Here is a 17474-nt window from a genome sequence, read left to right as displayed (position 1 = left end):
CAAATTAGGGACACGCCCTAGTAATTAGTCCTAATAAATAGTTAGGACAAAATTATTTAAAAGCGACTTCTTTAGCAAAAAGTGCCTTTTTGGCTTGAGTAATGAGCCTGCTGGCTTCCTTGTTAACTTTGGCCATGCCTTTTTGTTTTTCCGCCTTCATACGTTCTTTACGTTCCTTTAGCAGAGCACTAGGTAAAGAGGGATTGTGCTTGTATAAAATCATCTCTTGAACACACAAAGCAGGGACAAGCTGCTGTACAGGTTCAGAACCTTGATTTATAAAGTCTTCAAACATGAGTCTATCTAACGGTAATAAAGCATGGCTTTTGATGTAATCTAAATAGATCTTGGCCCCTTTTTTAGACAAGATATATCCGGCTGTGCCCAAGTTCTTGCCTTTTAACTGAGCGATATGACGTTTATTAGGTAGGACTTCATGAGTTTTGCTGCCCAAATAAGTTTTTTTGGTGAAAGCTTCAATTTTTATGATATGCCAATCAGGCTTAATCCAATCTGTGTTGTTTAGAAGGACTGCCGCATCTTCTCCCAAATAAATATCATCTTCAAAAATGGTGGCATATGGCAAGTCTTCACTAACCATCTTTTCCCAAATAGCCACATGACTCATCATACAGGCAACTTCCCCAGCGGTTAATTTGGCAGAAGATAAGTCCAGCCCCATTGTTTGCGCGTAAGGAATAGCAACATCTGGCGTTAAGGCATCAAAGAATTCAAATGAGACATCATGTTTATCAAATTCAGATTGAATATGCTGTCTACGGTCTAAGGCAGAGGTCAAGCTAATAACAAACTTCTTCATAATTTGATCGCTGTATTGTTTATCTAAAAGTTATTTATTTAAATAAAGATGCTTAACTGCCGCCGCTTTATCTTGAAGCATTCTTTTTTGTTTTTTTAGATTATAACTGCCATCTCGGCCTTCTTTTTCTTTACGCTTAATATTATCAGTGGCCTGAGTCCCTAATATGTCACTATCAATTCCCATAGGGCTTATTACTGCTGGCCAAATGCCTAAACCCTTACCATTTTGACTAAGCCACCTTTGGAAAAAGATATCGACCGGCATAGTAATGGGTTTACCTCGCTTAATGAATTCTTCAGCGCCTTTGCGTGACCAAATCAAGCCCAGACCACGAATAGGGAAGTAGTAAGCATGCCAGAGAGTATGCTCATTGAAGCTAGTAATATCTTTAGCCAATTTTTTCTTTTTGGCAGCAATGTTTACCAAATACCAGTCAAGTTCCGGATGCGCGTGCAAATACGCTAAAGTATCTTTTACTACTGGTGCAAAAGCCTCAGCCATCTTCATGTCATCTTCTAGCACTACTAGCATATCGGCATCAGTTTCAAGAAACTTTTGTGCACACTTATAATGACTTAAATAACAGCCAATTTCTGAGTTGAGAAGACTGCGGCCTAAATTGATGCGAGTTTGCTTGTCATCATAATCTGCGAAGTCAGACAAGGCTCTACCTCGGCCATCATAGGCTGATACTCTTTCAAAGTCCCAGTTTTGCTGCTGTAGCTGTTCGGTGGAGCGTTCAAGTCGCTTGTCACTGCCATCTAGATTAATTAAGTAAGTTAATACTTTCATAGTTGGTGTCTTGTCTTTAGTGAGTAATAATTAGCCCTGCACTGATATTAGCGACTGAGGCAGGTAAGATTTAAACTTGGTTAGCATAGCTTCATTGACTTTAGAAAATTCATCTGACGGCAATTGATCCATGCTTTGAATACAGCCATATTTGATTTCAGGGTCTTTCAATCCTTTGATAAAACTATCGACACTGCGTTCATCTTTTAAGTAGTTAATAGTAATCTCTGGTTTTAATGTGACTTCACCCTGCTTTATTTTTAAATGGTTCATCAAAGAGATGGGGTTAAACTGCTCCACATCTCGAAACTTATACTGAATTTGCTTAGCCAGTAGCGTTGGTTGACTGAGCAAAAAGTTTCGCAAAATATTTTTATCAACAATGTGTGGATAATGATGTATCTCAAAAAATTTATTCATGCCAGCCAATTCTGCTCCCAGCATTTGTGCAATGGCATGCTTGGGCTGTACAGGCTTACCAACTAACTTCTTTAGCGTCTTACGATAGTCGAGTTTGGCTTTAAGCGGTAAGCTGCTGCGCCAGTGCCCATATACTACCATCTTACCGTCATTCAAAAAGTCTTCAATTTGAGCAGGCTGATTAAAAAAGAAATCATCGTTAAGATAGATAAAGTAATCGGATAGACCTGGAATATTGCACAGCATGGTCTCAATAGAGCGGGTATTGAAGGTGGGCAGAAACTGCTCGTAGCCTGCGAATATTTGCTTGTGGTCAATAATGCGTATCTTATCTTTGGCACAAATACCTTGAGCAGCGAACTCTTCAATAAATTTGGGTTGCTGCTCATCAGAGACTATATAGATATAACGACAAAAGGGCACGTATTTGAGAATAGAGGCCACATTAAAATAGATTTCATTGTTACTAGCAAAACGGGTAGCGCTGACGGCATCAGAAGCTACTTGTGTGGTCTTTTGATATGACTGACGCTTTTGTTTGAGCTTGGGGTCATCACCGTCTACCCAAGCGATAACTAAGTCTATTTGAGAGGGAGATTGCTGGGTCACAAGGGTTCTCACTATGCAATGGGACCAATGAATATCTAGGCTAATAAATCTTGGGTAATATATTAAAGAGGAGTATTTTTACTTCCAATACTCTTTAAGCCAAGGGCTAGGTTTAACATGACGGTACCATTTACCGCCACCGCCTTTGATAGCATCTGGTGGATTAATCTCGCCATGAAAAATAATAATCTTAGCACCTTCAGGCAAGCTGGGGGCTTTGATGAAGTTAAATGGGGTAGGCGCCATACACTGATACTTAAAGCTGACACACCAAGATTTATCCCAATATTCTAGATGATGATGCTTACGTAAATAATTGGATAAATAGGCTTGCTCATGGCGGACTTCGTTGCGTATGGTTGAAAAGTTACGTTCAAAATTACTCAACAAATCAGGATAGGTATTTTGACCAACTTTGAATCGATATACTGAGCTGTTGCCAATCATACGCCAAGGCTTTTTCCAATCCCGGATAATTACCACGCTGTCTTCATGTTCTGCTTCGTATTCAAAAAAAGCATCAATATTATCGACAATAACGATATCGATGTCTAAAAATAACGTAGTCCCTTTTAAATCATATAGCTCAGGCTTGAAGGTGGTTAGCTTTTTCCAGCCACGCTCAGGTAAGCCGTCGGGCAAATTAAGCTCAGGAATACGGTAGCAGCGAACATTAGGGTCAATACCAGTCTCATCATCGGTTAAGCATACCATCTGAAAATCTAAAGTTAGATGTCGTTTAACCATATTGTATAAGCGATTGACATATTCAGGGCCATATTTAGTGCCCCATTTCATACAGATGATATAGCGATTTTCTTTATTATCAGACACTTTAATATCCTAGTTTGTATTTGAATTTATTTAATATCTTAATACGCCAATACTAATGCTTTACTTATTTTTAAGATACTCAATTAACTGCTCATTAGTGGCTTTATAGGGATTACCAAGGTTGGGAATATGTTTAAATCTTCTATAGCTCCACATATAACTACTGGGGCAGACTTTAATCATCTTTTCCATAGCAGCATTTAATGCGTAAGTAGCCACTTCAATATTACGAGAATAAAGGTCAGGATCGTCTAATTTAGTACAGAATATATCAAATCTGTTATTACTGTTGCGTATGCAAGTTAGACCTACTAAAGCACATTTGGTTTTGCTGGCAAGTTTAGGGGCCAAGGTGCTACTTAAGGTCTCAATACCAAAGAAAGGGACGATGACACCGCCTGAAGGTTGAGGAACATGATCCGGTAAGACAATACTAAATCCACCAGATTTTAGGGTTTTAAAAATAGCTTTAACCCCTGATGCATCTGTAGGAACCAAAGTGGCATTAAGGCGTTGTCGCCCCGCTAAAATAAAGTCATTGACAGCTTTATGTTTAACTGGTTTGTATAAAATAGTGGGTGAGCCGAATTGATTGATCCAAGCATTCATCACCTCCCAAGTTCCTAAATGAGGAACAATGGCTAGCATGCCATTAGGATTGGCCAAAGCTTCATCAAAAATTTCTTTATTATATACGTTCTCAATCTGAGCGAGGCTCCACTCAGGCTCCATGGCCCAGCATTTGATGGATTCAACAGCGATTAATGCTTGATTTTTAATAACTGTCTTAGTGAAAGAGTCGCACTCTTCTTCAGAAAATTCTGGATAAGCTAACCGCAAATTGATACGGATGTTACGCTTGATTTTTAAATCAGGAATTAAAATGGCAATCCAAGCGACAAAAAGTGCCAATGCCCGCATAACGGACAATGGCACATATTTAAATACATTGAATGGATTCATATCAGTTCACTCATACGTAAGGCGAGACTGAATCATGAGCAGCCAGCTATCGCCTTACTAACAAAATTTACTGATATTTAGAATCAGCAAATAGTTTAAAAGAGTATTGGTTATAAACCATTAATTACTCTTTAGACTCAGCTTGAGCTTTTTCACGAACACGAATGCCCAATTCACGAAGCTGACGACTATCTACTTCCGCAGGAGCCTGTGTCAATGGACAGTCAGCTGTTTTAGTTTTCGGGAAGGCAATCACGTCACGGATAGAGCTGGCGCCAACCATTAACATGATTAGACGGTCTAGACCGAATGCTAAGCCACCGTGCGGAGGCGCACCAAACTTAAGCGCATCTAGTAAGAAGCTGAATTTCTCATTGGCTTCTTCTTCAGAGATACCTAGAGCATCAAATACTGCACGCTGCATCTCTACCGTGTTAATACGTAAGCTACCACCACCGATTTCAGTACCGTTTAATACCATATCGTAAGCGATAGATAGGGCAGTTTCTGGGCTGTTTTTCAACTCTTCAACTGAGCCTTTAGGCATAGTGAATGGGTGGTGCATAGAGGTCCACTTACCATCATCAGTCTCTTCAAACATTGGGAAGTCAACCACCCACAGCGGTGCCCACTCACAGGTTTCCATATTCATGTCTAGACCAATCTTGACACGTAACGCACCCATAGCATCATTAACAATCTTCGCTTTATCAGCACCGAAGAAAATGATGTCGCCGTCTTGAGCTTCTGTACGCTCAATTAGGCTTACCAATACGTCGTCGCTCATATTTTTGATGATTGGTGATTGTAAGCCAGACTCTTTATCCACACCATTGTTGATGTTAGTGACATCATTTACTTTTATGTACGCTAAACCACGAGCGCCATAAATACCTACATATTTGGTATATTCATCAATTTGCTTACGGGTTAGTGAACCACCATTTGGTACACGTAGCGCAGCCACACGGCCTTTAGGATCGTTAGCAGGGCCAGCGAATACTTTGAACTCAACGCCTTGCATTAAGTCAGCTACGTCAACTAATTTTAATGGAATACGTAAGTCTGGCTTATCTGAAGCATAGTCACGCATCGCATCTGCGTAAGTCATGCGTGGGAATTCACCTAAGTCTACATCAAGCATAGTTTTGAATAGGTTTTGAATTAAACCTTCGTTGATGCTCATGATTTCTTCTTCAGTTAAGAAAGAAGTTTCGATGTCCACCTGAGTGAATTCTGGCTGACGGTCAGCACGTAAGTCTTCGTCACGGAAACACTTAGCAATTTGATAATAACGATCAAAACCTGACACCATTAATAACTGTTTAAACAGCTGTGGTGACTGTGGTAAAGCAAAGAAGTTACCTGGACGCGTACGTGATGGCACAAGATAGTCACGAGCACCTTCTGGCGTAGCACGAGTTAGGATTGGGGTTTCAACGTCTAAGAAACCATGGTCGTCTAAATAACGACGAATAGTAGAAGTGGCCTTAGCACGGAAAACCATACGCTCCTGCATTTGTGGGCGACGCATGTCCAAATAACGGTATTTAAGACGTAGGTCTTCATTTACCGTGGTGTTTTCATCGTTAAGAGGGAATGGAGGCGTTTCTGATTTAGCCAACACTTTAATTTCTTTGGCTAATAGCTCTACTTGACCGCTGGTCATATTTTGGTTTTCAGTACCTTCGTAACGCTTACGTACACGGCCTGTGATTTGTAATACATACTCAGGACGGGCGGCATCGGCTGTTGCAAAAGCCTCTGGTGTATCTGGGTCAATTACAACCTGTAGGATACCTTCACGGTCACGCATATCTAAGAAGATTACACCACCGTGGTCACGGCGACGGTGAATCCATCCTTTTACAGTGATGGTTTGCTCTAGCAACGCTTCGGTTACTGCCCCACAATACTCGGTACGCTTCATAAACTGTCCACTACCTATCAGTTATCAAAAAGAATAATTATAAAATTAAGAAGGTTATCTCAATTAGAATTTTTATCAAACGCACATTATGCCTAATATTGGCGTTTGTTACAACCGAGCACCCTTGAAATGTGCAAATGCAAACGCATATTAATAACAATATTATAAAAACATAATGTCGATATATGGTTATTATATCAGTCTTGTTTTTTGAGTTGTTTTATCTATTATAGTTTTATCTGATAAGGAAAGTTTATGTTGTTTCATCCTGCCAAGAATCCTGTTGAATTAAAAGTTATTCATCTAAATAAAAGCCAAGAGCAACGTCGCAAAAGTTTAATTGAAGCGACAGAAGATAAAAATGCAGTAAAACAATTTCAAAAAGCACTGGCAAAAAAAGCCAAACAGAAACTAAAAGACAAAGGTAAATCTAAGAAAAAAGAGAAAAGAATCTTTGTTTTGGATTTCGATGGCGATATTAAAGCTTCTGCAGTAAAGCACTTACGTGAAGAGATCAGCACAATTATCAGTACCGCCAATAAAGACGATGAAGTTGTGGTTCGCTTAGAGTCAGGCGGCGGCATGGTGCATGGGTATGGACTGGCAGCAGCGCAATTGGTACGTCTTAAAGAGGCAGGACTAACGCTTACTATCTGTGTGGACAAGATTGCAGCCAGTGGCGGTTATATGATGGCCTGTGTGGCAGATAAAATCTTAGCTGCGCCCTTTGCGGTAGTAGGGTCTATTGGGGTAGTGTCACAAATCCCAAACTTCAATAAATGGCTAAAAAAACATGACATCGATTATGAAATGTTCACTGCAGGTGAGTATAAGCGTACGGTCACTATGTTTGGTGAAAATGATGATGAAGACCGTGCCAAATATACTGAAGAGCTAGAACAGACTCATGAATTATTTAAGCATTTTGTGACCACTTATCGTCCTCAGCTTGACCTATCAAAAGTAGCCAATGGCGATCATTGGTATGGGGAAGATGCGCTTAAATTGAACTTAGTAGACGAACTAAGCACTTCGGATGCTTATTTATTAAAACAAATGGAAAATCATCAAGCCTACGCACTGCTTTCGCGTCAAAAACCCACCTTTGCAGAGAAATTAGGCTTGGCAAATGCTGCACATTCGGCAGTGTCGGGTGTGGTGAGTACGGCCACCAAATCTGCCTTGATGGCGATTGGCGATAAACTGCCAGAAGTGATGAGCAAAATTGAACAAGATAAGCGCTTGAAGTTTTAAGGCTGTTTGTCATAAACAGGTTATTATAAAAGTCCCTTTAAAAGCCTATTATCACCAGTCGCCGTAAAACCACCCACTTCAGTGTGTAGATATAAGGCGACAGGTATTGTCGTGAGCAGTACTTAAAAGGTTGTAAGTTAAAACTAACCTCGCCATACTGAATATATGAAAACCCTCAAACTACGCATTAAAGACAAGCACATAAAAGAGCTGAATCAGCTAAGCGGTTCAGTGAACTTCGTGTGGAACTATGTTAATGCGTTAAGTTTTGAGCATCTAAAACGTACCGGTAAGTTTTTTAGTGCTTATGATTTAAATCAGTACACCAAAGGTAGCAGTGAGTATTTAGGATTACACAGTCAGACCTTACAGGCTATCAATGAGACACACGCTAAATCACGTAAACAATTTAAAAAAGCCAAACTTAACTGGCGTACTAATAGAGCTGATGTCAAGCGTAAATCATTGGGATGGATACCTTTTAAAAAATCTGCTATAAAGTATTTGCAAACAAGGCAGACAGGTAAGAAGGCACTTAAATCAACCATACAGCTATCGCTATCTAAAGGTCAAAAGCTTATCATCGATGTATTCGATAGCTACAATCTAAGCCTATATCAAATCAACACGCTTGAGATAGTACAAGACAGTCGTAATCGTTGGTATGCGTGTATCACCGTTAAAGACCATCCTAAGCAAGTAAGTGGTAAGGGCAGCGTTGGAATTGATTTAGGCTTAAAAGAGTCTGCTACTACCTCAATGGGTGATAAACTTACTATTAAGCAGACTCAAAAATGGGCTAAAAAGCTTGCTATCGCTCAGCGTGCTAACAATAAAAAACGTGTTAAAGCAATCCACGCCAAAATTAAAAATACAAGATTAGACTTAATTCATAAATTCACCACCAAGCTTGTTAAAGATAACAGCTTAATTGTGGTTGGTGATGTTAAATCTCGCTCATTTACAACTAGGAAAACCAATCTAGCTAAATCAACATACGATGCAGGATGGTTTGAGCTTAAACGACAACTGGAATACAAATGCAAGCATGCAGGTTGTCAGCTTGAGATCGTAAATGAGAGTTACACTACCCAGACCTGCTCGTACTGCCACAAAATAAGTGACAGTAGTCCGAAAGGTAGAGCAGGCTTGCGAATAAGAGGATGGACTTGTGCTGAGTGTGGCACATGGCATGATAGAGATATTAATGCTGCTAAGAACATCCTCGCGGTCGGGCTTGGCCGTCTAGCTGTAGGAATCCCCTCGGTTTAGCGAGAGGAGGAGGTCAAGTGAATAGTAAGATAGGCGCTATAATGGCCTGATAGTTAATTGTTTTTCAGCTGCATTTGATAAGAGCGACCTTTAGGTCGCTTTTTTTTATGGAATTATTACTCAAAACTCTAAACAATAAAGGCTAGATTCTAAGTTACATTAAAGACTTAATTCAAAAGTTAAGTATTTAAATAAATGCTAAAAGTAGCAATGCTTCAACATTAATAAACCAAGGATAGGTCATCAATGAGTACTCAGTCAGTTGTTAATAAAGAAAGTCATTCAACAGTTAAAATGCTAACCAAGGCTGGAATGCTAGCGGCTTCAGTGGCATTAGTAACGGGCTGCGTGTGGAAACCAGATTTAGCCCCAACTCAGCTGCAACATTGGGAATTGCCCACAAGCTCTTACGTGGATTTAGAGGGATTAAAAGTTCATGTGGCGCAGTCAGACTTATGTCAGGCGCAAGATAAGACAGGTAAAGAGAACAGCAAGCCGGAAAACATTGTCCTAATTCATGGTACATCTGCCAGCTTACACACTTGGAATGGCTGGGTGTCGGAGCTTGATAAAGACTATTGTGTAGTACGCATGGACTTGCCTGCCTTTGGTCTAACCGGACCCTATGCCAATTCTAGTAAACGCTATACTATGGGTAATTATGTTGATACGGTTATTGGTGTGATGGACCAAATGAAAATTGGTGAAGCAACGATTGCGGGCAACTCGCTGGGTGGCGGAATTGCTTGGCTAACTACTTTGCGACACCCTGATAGAATTAATCGTCTTATTTTAGTAGACGCATCAGGCTTTCCTTTTACACCAAAACACATCCCAGTGGGTTTTAAACTGGCGCAGTATCCCATTTTGGACCCTTTAGTATCAAAAGTATTACCTAAAAGTTTGGTGCGTAAAAGTGTTGAGAGCGTTTACGCTGATGACTCTAAAGTTAGTGATGAGCTGGTAAATAGATATTATGAGCTAACCAGACGTGAGGGGAACCGTAGAGCTTTAACTCAACGCATGCGTGAATCATTCGCTGGAAATGAGGTGGCGCAAATCGGCAACATAAAACAGCCGACGCTTATCCTTTGGGGAGCAAAAGATGATTTAATCCCAATAGATAATGCGTATAAATTTAAGGAAGCCATACCAAACAGTCAATTGGTTATATTTGATAATCTAGGTCATGTGCCCCATGAAGAGGACCCTAAAGCCACTGTAGCTGTCGTAAAACAGTTCTTACAGCAGTCAAAATAGACCAAGCAATAACTTGTTTAATTCTTCATTAGGATACGATATGCCAACATTATTTATGGTCCAACTGGGAGCTCGGCCTAAAGGGCGTTTAATCGAGCAACACGATATTTTCTTTGGAGTGGGCGAGAAATTGAGCGCTCTTATTCCTGCTATCAATACCCATTGGCCAGAGGTCAAAAATAAGTGGCATATTGATTCTTACCAAGCGGTAACTCACGTAATCGGTGTAGACGAGAAATATTATAAAATATCTTGGAGAGCCGATGAGCACACGGACCACACTCAAAATAAAGAAGCACAGCCGCAAGAATCGCCTAAGTTGTATTTTATTAATCTAGGGGGTTACCAGCAGGGTAGTATTGAAGAATTTCATCATAAGTTATTGGTTGTTGCGCCTACAGAGTCAGCGGCCAAAGCCTATGCCCGAAAGACAAAGTTTTATAAAGACTTTAGTTACAGCGATAAAGAGACCCCCTTTAATGGCGCCTCACACATTGATGATAAACTTTGTGTAGATGTCGATGAAATTTATGATGTGTCAGGTCTGATTTCCTTAGGAAGGTTGTTTATAGAGGCCTTGGCTGAAGATATTGAACCAGTCGAGGATAAGGCCTATGTTGGTTATCTCAGTATCAAAAAGCTCCAAGCTTTGGGTTTATAGGCTCGTGAGCCAACTTCTAAGCAATGAAATACACAGTTAATTGAGCTGAGTTATCTCTTAAAAACTTGATAACTGCTTGTAAACCCTCATAAACCTCTAATGCAGGGTCACTTATTTCGCTATAATAAATAGCCTAAGCTAGAATTTGTGACCCTTGTTGCTTAATTTCATATCAAATTCTTATTAAAATCCTGATTGATAGGTTTTTATCTTTTATAACTGTTTTAATGCTAGTTATCACAGTTAGAGCTTCCTTAACTATAATATCGCTAATAAAGCCAAAATATATATGACTAAAGACAGTAATGACATTCATACAGCATCAGAAGTTGCTGTCACTGCCTCCAATAATCTGCAAACGGCAAAACAAATCGGCGAGTTGCCAGTATTGGCCAAAGACCGTCATTTTTTAAATCGCTTACAGCGTGAGCTAAGCCGTCCTGCAAAAAATACCAATCCCAAAGCTTTGGCGGAAAAACAAGCTACCTTTGATAAAATTAAGTCACGCTCGCAGCAAGTGGTTCAAGAGCGTATGGACAGTATTCCTGCTAATTTGGCAGAAACATTAAATGAAGAATTGCCAGTCAGTAAACGTAGCGAAGATATCATTCAAGCGATTCATGATCATCAGGTTATTATTGTGGCGGGTGAAACTGGCTCGGGTAAAACCACGCAATTACCAAAGCTTGCGATGCTGGCAGGTCGTGGTATTACCGGTCAAATTGGTCATACCCAGCCTAGACGATTGGCAGCACGTAGTGTGGCCAACCGTATTGCTGAAGAATTGGGCGAGCCACTAGGGGAAACGGTCAGTTTCAAAATCCGCTTTAATGAGCAGGGTACAGCCAAATCTGTCGTTAAATTAATGACAGACGGTATTTTATTGGCTGAACTGGGTCATGATCGCTTTTTAAGTAAATATGACACCATCATTATTGATGAGGCGCATGAACGAAGTCTAAACATTGACTTTATTATGGGCTATCTAAAGCAGCTGCTACCCAAACGTCCTGATTTAAAAGTTATTATCACTTCAGCGACCCTTGATACGGGCCGCTTCAGTGAGTATTTTGCCCAGTATGATAAAGCCAAAAAGCGCATGGTGCCTGCACCGGTTATCGATGTGGAGGGTCGGGGCTATCCGGTTGAGGTTCGATATCGTCCTTTAACAGACACACCGGTGACCAGCTCTGATGATGACAGCTTTGATGACTTTGAAGATAATTTACCGCGCGCTTTAGTAGCGGCAGTAGAAGAGTGCTTTGAAGATGCTACCGCCAAAGGTCATCCTGAGCATGCAGATATCTTAGTATTTGCAGCCACCGAGGCTGAAATTAGAGAGATGCAAGAGGTATTGGTTGCGCATGGGCCACGCCATACCGAAGTATTGCCTTTATTTGCGCGTCAGACTTATGCTGAACAGCAGCGAATTTTTCAGCCCTCAGGTCGTGGCAGACGTATTGTTATTGCTACTAACGTTGCAGAGACGGCGCTAACCGTTCCTGGTATCCGCTACGTTATTGATTTAGGCTTCGCCCGTATTTCACGCTATTCCTATCGCTCGCGAGTGCAACGTTTACCGATTGAAGCCATCTCGCAAGCCGCGGCAAACCAACGTAAAGGCCGCTGTGGTCGTGTGGCTCCTGGTGTTTGTATTCGACTATATTCAGAAGAAGATTTTGAAAGTCGTCCAGAATACACTGAACCTGAGATTCTACGTACCAACTTAGCGTCTGTTATCTTGCAAATGGCGAGCCTCCGCTTGGGTACGGTTGAGAATTTTGATTTTATTGAGCCACCCGATAGCCGTTTGGTGAAAGATGGGCGCAAGCTACTTGATGAATTGGGTGCAATCGCTCCCAAAAATCCGAATAGCAAAAAAACCCTATCGAAACAAACTTTAAACGAAGTCAAGCTGACCCGTATTGGTCAAAAAATGGCACGTATGCCGATTGACCCAAGGCTGGCGCGTATGTTGGTGGCCGGTAGTGATTTTGATTGTATGCTAGAGATGCTGATTATCGTTGCAGCTTTGGCCGTGCAAGATCCCCGTGAGCGTCCTGCAGAAAAGCGGGCTCAGGCAGACCAAAAACACGCTATCTTCCGTCAAGAAGATTCTGATTTCTTATTTTATTTAAGTTTATGGAATGCCTTATATGGCGGAGGTAGTAACAAGCTGAGTAACAGTCAGCGCAAGTCATTTGCTAAAAAGCACTATTTAAGCTTCCCGCGTTTACGTGAATGGGAGAAGACTTACCGTCAGCTTGAGCAGATGGTCACTGATCTTAAGCTATTGACCGACTCTGGTACCGAACGTAAAGACAAACCTGAATCTCAAAATGGCAAGAATAAAGGAAAAGCCAATCCAGCCTCTAAAGTAGCCAAGCGTGTTGCTAGTGATTTAATTGTTGATAAGGCTAGTGATAATGAGATCGATCAAGAGCAGCGTGCGGTTAAATATGCCAATCTGCATCGTGCCTTGTTGACGGGGCTATTATCAGTGATTGCTCATAAAACGGATCAACGCGGGGAGTACTTAGCCGCTCGCCAGCAAAAAGCGAAAATATTTCCAGCCAGCACTGTATTTAAGCAAGCGCCTGCTTGGGTAATGGCCTTTGAAATAGTAGAAACCTCGCAAGTATTTATGCGGACTGTGGCTAAGATTGAGCCAGAATGGATTATTTCTGCGGGTGGTAACTTACTTAAATACCATTACTTTGAACCACATTGGTCGAAGAAGACAGGGCGTGTCCGTGCTTATGCTCAAATTAGTTTGTTTGGACTGATTGTCGTTGCTAAACAGCTGACCAATTACGAGCAGATCAACCTAGAAGAGTCACGTGAAATCTTCCTACGTGATGGTCTGGTTACTGGTAATCTGGGTCGTCAAGCGCCATTCTTACAGCACAATATGGATAAAATCGCAGACGTAGAGCGTATCGAAGACAAGTTGCGTCGCCGTGATTTATTGGTTGATGAAGAAGATCTTTATCAATTTTATGAGCGTAAAATCCCTGAGCATATTGCCAGTCGTAAAGCGTTTGAAGATTGGCGAGCGGAAGTTGAAAAAGAAGATCCTAAGTTCTTGTTCTTCACTGATGAAGATGTATTAAAAGAAGCCGCACCAACCACAGGCGAGTTCCCTGAGGTTTGGCAACTGGGTGATCTTAAGTTGCCGCTTAAATATGTGTTTGACCCGGCATCAGAAGATGATGGGGTAACCATTCGTGTGCCGCTAGCTGCTTTGCCGCAGCTTGATGCCATTGAGCTACTATGGGGGGTACCAGGCTGGCGTTATGAGTTAGTGTTGCAGCTTCTGAAGTCATTGCCGAAAGACATTCGCCGTAAGATTGTTCCTATTCCAAATACTGCCGATGATTTGTTTGATGAATTACAAGAAAATCACCAAGCAGGCTTATTAAATCAGTTGTGCCAAGCCTTACAACGCCGTGGTGTGGTAGGGGTGAAGCCAGAAGATTTTAATCCCGCAAGTATCGACCGTTATTTACAGCCCCAGATTTGTGTGGTTGATGATAAAAAACGGGTTATCGAAAAAGGACGTGATTTAAAGGCACTACAACAACGTCATGCCAGCGAGACCAGTCAAGCGGTATCAAAAGGTGGGGATTCGCAAGGGGTACATACCGACTTCCCTGAGCATTACAGATTCAGTAAAAATCGTCACAGTGCTGGTATCGTGATGAAAGAGTTTTCTGCATTAGTAGCTGACGAAGCAGGCGAGGCCGTAACCATTCATCAATTTACCGATGTCACTGCTGCACTTAAAGCCCATCGCAAAGGCGTATTGACCCTTATCCGATCTAAGTTAGGGGCCAAACAAAAGCAATTAACCAGCCAAATAGATAAAACCTTTAAGCTGGCATTTGCGCCTTTGGGTGATATGGAGAAGCTAAAGACCATTGTTGTCGATGCCACCTTAGATGCTGTTTTAGAGGTTCATGCGCCTAAATTTAAGAACCATGACGAAGAGCTTTCAGACAATGCTGATGATGTAGCCTATAGGCTTGCCGAGCAATTACCACTAGATGATACTGAGTTTGAACAAACCGAAAAAGCTGTACTCGGTCAGTTTTTACTTGAAGGCCAGACCGTTCTTAAGTTGCTAAAAGAGGTGTATGCCCGTTGGCAACGTATTCGTCGCAGTTTGTTGATGTTAGATCGTGAGATATTTGGTGAGTCTATTGATGATATCGAAGATCAGCTCGATGACTTGCATCTATCAGACTTTGTGTATCGTATGGATTATGAGCATTGGCAACAGTATCCTCGTTATCTTGAGGCTTTAGAGATTCGTCTTGAACGCCTAGAGCACAATCTAGATGGTGACTTAGATGCGGTATATGAGCTTGATACTCATATGGAGCGTTTGGCAGGACGTGCCGATGACGAGACCATTAGTGAGTATCGCTGGCTAGTTGAAGAATTTCGTATACAGCTGTTTGCTCAGCCTATGAAGACTCGCCAAGCAGTATCACAAAAGCGTCTTAATAAGATGTGGGAAAAGGTGAATGTACGTCGATAATTCTCATATATCAGGTGCTGGTGAATATTCTTTATTAAATGACTGTCAAAATTATGAAAATTCAAGACAATGAAAATCATGTAATAACGTTAATAAATGATATTAAAGAATATCTCAATAAGCATAATTTAAGCATGAGCCTACCCAGTATTGTCTATGAGATATTAGCGTTACAGCTTATTGATAGTATTGAACAGGAAGCTGCCATTAAAGCCCTTCTAGAAAGTAATATAAGGGAGCAGTGTTGTAATCCTAAGTGGGAAGAGTTTAATCCAATAAAAGCCGTCATTTATCTTAAAGATAAAGATTATGAGGAAGCCTGTTGGCTAAGTTTTTTATTAATATATACCAATGATAGTGAACAAACTGATTGGGCATTTATGCGAAAGCTATATGGGGGAGTAGGTTTAAACTTAAACACAGCACTGACTTGGCAACAAGTTAATAAATCTTTCGATCAGCGTATGGCGCTATTAGAAGAACTGTCTTCGAGTTTAGCACTTAGTAATCCGAAGCCAAAGTTTGGTCATCATCGTGCTTATGAATCGTTAAGCCATTTACCGATAGCGTTTAGCAGTTACATTGATTTTATTAATGAGCAGGGCGGTCATCAGGTATTATTTCGGCCTAAGGTGCCAGTACTAGATAAAACAGCTTATTTTCAACAGCTATATGCTTTAATCCGCAAAAATGTTTATCGCTTCGGGCGCTTGTCTACTTTTGAGTATTTATGTTTATTAGGGAAAATGGATTTAGCAGATGTAGAACCTGACAGCTGCTATATCGCTGAAGCTAGCGGGCCTAAGCGTGGTGCTAAGCTGTTATTTGGTGTGTTAGACGATGCTAAGCTCGATGATCATGCCATCGGTCTAGCAGATTATTTAAATGTGGGCTATCAGGAAATGGAAGCGGCGATATGTCACTGGCAGAAGTCTCCTGATCGTTATATTCAACATTAAAAGTGTTATATCTAGAGGAAGGAAGGCCCCAATTAATTATAATTTGGGGCTTTTTTATTAGTGAGGTGTTTAATTGTCATATAATACGATTGTTCAATAAGGGCGCAGCACGAAAAACTGCTCCAGTGAGTCATCGCACGGGGTAATTTTAAGTCTCTTTAATCTTTTATTATCGATAACAGACATACAGTTCAAAGTGGGTGTGTGGTCTGCAAGGTTTTTGGTTAGGTTTTTTTGCCACAAGGGCATGAGCTGATATTGTTGAGGATCTACAGGTTTTAAAGAGAAAAGTTGGCCAGAATAGTTGCCACATTTTGTTAAATGTAGACTTTGATCATCTCTACCACCATTGATAACGTCTATACATTTATAGTCATTAGATTGCATACTTCTGATGTGGTATCTATTGGAACTTCCATACTGACTATCCGCTTTTGAAATCAATTGCCAAAGTTGACTCTTGTCTGTAGATGCAGGTTTCAAAGTTAAAAGACCATCGTTGGTAATATCAATAGCTCTTTGATCCTCAGAACTGATGATTTGATAGGCCTGCCAAGGTTTGTGAATCGAATTAAGATGAGTGGGTAGGTGGGTTAGATTCAGGTTTATACCCTCAAAGAAAAGTACTCGATTGGGTATGGCAGTTAGCACCTTATCTTTAAGATTACCTGCCCGTTCTGTTTTGTATTTTACTGCGTAATAGGCAATAAAGCTTTCGGCAATGTCTTCAAAGTCATTGGTCTTGGCGTAGTAAGAAATATAGTCATTATCTTTAGATTGGGCTTGTTTCCAAAGGCCATAAAAAGGATCTTCTTTTTTAAACAGCATAGTATTAAAGTAGTTGTGAGTCGCTTCATGAAATAATGCCTCTTCAATCGAACCTTTCTCTATGTGTTCAGCGCCTCGTTTCTCAAAGATAATGATATTATTATTTCCCGCCATTAGGCCATTATAATTGTTATGAATGGTTATCGTATGAGTGGCTTTTCTCAGATCAGGGGGTATATATCCCAGTTGTTCAGCATAGATAGAACCTACTAAAAAAGCTTCTTGCCATGAGCGTTTACCATTGTCATGGCTCACCTGTACCTCAATCTTAGGGCCAAACTCATAGCTTGCTGCAAAAATATAAAACTTATACCAATTCTAAAAAA

General features: G+C 40.8%; 13 protein-coding genes. 6 read left to right on the top strand and 7 right to left on the bottom strand.

Features of this window, described 5'->3' with window-relative positions:
* Positions 1 to 52: 52 nt before the first annotated feature.
* The 6 genes from B3S92_RS08990 to aspS form a co-directional block, all read right to left on the bottom strand.
* Positions 53 to 820, bottom strand: coding sequence for a glycosyltransferase family 25 protein (locus tag B3S92_RS08990; protein ID WP_296205122.1), 768 nt, complete (start codon positions 818 to 820; stop codon positions 53 to 55).
* A 30-nt stretch (positions 821 to 850) separates the two neighbouring features.
* On the bottom strand, positions 851 to 1615 hold the full coding sequence (locus tag B3S92_RS08985) for a glycosyltransferase family 25 protein (protein ID WP_296205120.1): 765 nt from the start codon (positions 1613 to 1615) through the stop codon (positions 851 to 853).
* 30 nt (positions 1616 to 1645) lie between these two features.
* Positions 1646 to 2644, bottom strand: a complete 999-nt coding sequence (locus B3S92_RS08980; protein WP_296205118.1) for a Stealth CR1 domain-containing protein — start codon at positions 2642 to 2644, stop codon at positions 1646 to 1648.
* Positions 2645 to 2722: 78 nt separating this feature from the next.
* Entirely contained in the window at positions 2723 to 3442 is a 720-nt protein-coding gene (locus B3S92_RS08975; RefSeq protein ID WP_296205125.1) for a glycosyltransferase, read from the bottom strand.
* 96 nt (positions 3443 to 3538) lie between these two features.
* The gene (locus tag B3S92_RS08970) at positions 3539 to 4441 is read right to left on the bottom strand and encodes a lysophospholipid acyltransferase family protein (RefSeq protein WP_296205116.1); all 903 of its coding nucleotides are present in this window, start codon (positions 4439 to 4441) and stop codon (positions 3539 to 3541) included.
* A 124-nt stretch (positions 4442 to 4565) separates the two neighbouring features.
* Positions 4566 to 6371, bottom strand: a complete 1806-nt coding sequence (aspS, locus tag B3S92_RS08965) for an aspartate--tRNA ligase (RefSeq protein ID WP_296205114.1) — start codon at positions 6369 to 6371, stop codon at positions 4566 to 4568.
* A gap of 255 nt (positions 6372 to 6626) precedes the next feature.
* Between aspS and sohB the strand changes: the two genes are divergently transcribed.
* The 6 genes from sohB (at position 6627) to B3S92_RS08935 (ending at position 16320) form a co-directional block, all read left to right on the top strand.
* Complete coding sequence (gene sohB, locus B3S92_RS08960; RefSeq protein ID WP_077452122.1) at positions 6627 to 7625, top strand: protease SohB; 999 nt, start codon at positions 6627 to 6629, stop codon at positions 7623 to 7625.
* A 165-nt stretch (positions 7626 to 7790) separates the two neighbouring features.
* Entirely contained in the window at positions 7791 to 8897 is a 1107-nt protein-coding gene (locus tag B3S92_RS08955) for an RNA-guided endonuclease InsQ/TnpB family protein (protein ID WP_296205108.1), read from the top strand.
* Between the two features lie 246 nt (positions 8898 to 9143).
* Positions 9144 to 10157: an alpha/beta fold hydrolase gene (locus tag B3S92_RS08950; protein ID WP_296205106.1), complete on the top strand. Its 1014-nt coding sequence runs from the start codon at positions 9144 to 9146 to the stop codon at positions 10155 to 10157.
* Between the two features lie 40 nt (positions 10158 to 10197).
* Positions 10198 to 10818, top strand: a complete 621-nt coding sequence (locus B3S92_RS08945) for a DUF1543 domain-containing protein (RefSeq protein WP_296205103.1) — start codon at positions 10198 to 10200, stop codon at positions 10816 to 10818.
* 289 nt (positions 10819 to 11107) lie between these two features.
* Positions 11108 to 15361 (top strand): ATP-dependent RNA helicase HrpA, encoded by a 4254-nt coding sequence (gene hrpA, locus B3S92_RS08940; protein WP_296205101.1) that lies wholly within the window; start codon positions 11108 to 11110, stop codon positions 15359 to 15361.
* A 53-nt stretch (positions 15362 to 15414) separates the two neighbouring features.
* Entirely contained in the window at positions 15415 to 16320 is a 906-nt protein-coding gene (locus B3S92_RS08935; protein WP_296205097.1) for a hypothetical protein, read from the top strand.
* 93 nt (positions 16321 to 16413) lie between these two features.
* Here B3S92_RS08935 and B3S92_RS08930 read toward each other — a convergent pair whose 3' ends face one another.
* Positions 16414 to 17403 carry an RICIN domain-containing protein gene (locus B3S92_RS08930; protein WP_296205095.1) on the bottom strand — a complete coding sequence of 330 codons (990 nt, stop codon included), beginning with the start codon at positions 17401 to 17403 and terminating at the stop codon, positions 16414 to 16416.
* Positions 17404 to 17474: the final 71 nt, after the last annotated feature.

The sequence above is a fragment of the Psychrobacter sp. UBA3962 genome (assembly GCF_002385225.1).
Lineage (GTDB): Bacteria > Pseudomonadota > Gammaproteobacteria > Pseudomonadales > Moraxellaceae > Psychrobacter.
Note: the sequence above shows the minus strand (reverse complement) of the source record. Positions and strands in the feature narration are given on the sequence as shown.

Excerpts from the sequence above, each read along its gene's own strand:
- B3S92_RS08990 (WP_296205122.1), bottom strand. The coding sequence starts at position 820 with ATGAAGAAGTTTGTTATTAGCTTGACCTCTGCCTTAGACCGTAGACAG.
- B3S92_RS08985 (WP_296205120.1), bottom strand. The coding sequence starts at position 1,615 with ATGAAAGTATTAACTTACTTAATTAATCTAGATGGCAGTGACAAGCGA.
- B3S92_RS08975 (WP_296205125.1), bottom strand. The coding sequence starts at position 3,442 with ATGAAATGGGGCACTAAATATGGCCCTGAATATGTCAATCGCTTATAC.
- B3S92_RS08970 (WP_296205116.1), bottom strand. The coding sequence starts at position 4,441 with ATGAATCCATTCAATGTATTTAAATATGTGCCATTGTCCGTTATGCGG.
- aspS (WP_296205114.1), bottom strand. The coding sequence starts at position 6,371 with ATGAAGCGTACCGAGTATTGTGGGGCAGTAACCGAAGCGTTGCTAGAG.
- sohB (WP_077452122.1), top strand. The coding sequence starts at position 6,627 with ATGTTGTTTCATCCTGCCAAGAATCCTGTTGAATTAAAAGTTATTCAT.
- B3S92_RS08955 (WP_296205108.1), top strand. The coding sequence starts at position 7,791 with ATGAAAACCCTCAAACTACGCATTAAAGACAAGCACATAAAAGAGCTG.
- B3S92_RS08950 (WP_296205106.1), top strand. The coding sequence starts at position 9,144 with ATGAGTACTCAGTCAGTTGTTAATAAAGAAAGTCATTCAACAGTTAAA.
- B3S92_RS08945 (WP_296205103.1), top strand. The coding sequence starts at position 10,198 with ATGCCAACATTATTTATGGTCCAACTGGGAGCTCGGCCTAAAGGGCGT.
- hrpA (WP_296205101.1), top strand. The coding sequence starts at position 11,108 with ATGACTAAAGACAGTAATGACATTCATACAGCATCAGAAGTTGCTGTC.
- B3S92_RS08935 (WP_296205097.1), top strand. The coding sequence starts at position 15,415 with ATGAAAATTCAAGACAATGAAAATCATGTAATAACGTTAATAAATGAT.